Genomic DNA, 266 nt, shown 5'->3' with positions numbered 1-266 from the left:
CCTTTGTTCTCTTCCCGCTGCTGCTTGAACCACGGGAAGCCCTTCTCGTAGTCGTCGCGGAAAGCCTTGGCGAAGCCGCCGTCCTGGATGTGCTTGAGGGCGGCCTGCATCCGTTTCTTGGTCTCGTCGTCGACGATCTTGGGACCGGTGTAGTAGTCGCCGAACTCGGCGGTGTTGGAGATCGAGTACCGCATGTAGTCGAGGCCGCCCCGCTTGATCAGGTTGATGATCAGCTCGAGCTCGTGGCAGACCTCGAAGTAGGCGAG

At 60.5% G+C, this 266-nt stretch carries 1 pseudogene; it reads right to left on the bottom strand.

What is annotated here, in order from left to right:
* Window positions 1-266 (bottom strand): annotated as a pseudogene (locus R0J87_RS21095) (ketol-acid reductoisomerase); the annotation flags it as partial.

Source organism: Halomonas sp. SIMBA_159 (genome assembly GCF_046536035.1).
In the GTDB taxonomy this organism is placed as follows: Bacteria; Pseudomonadota; Gammaproteobacteria; order Pseudomonadales; family Halomonadaceae; genus Vreelandella; species Vreelandella venusta_A.
Note: the sequence above shows the minus strand (reverse complement) of the source record. Positions and strands in the feature narration are given on the sequence as shown.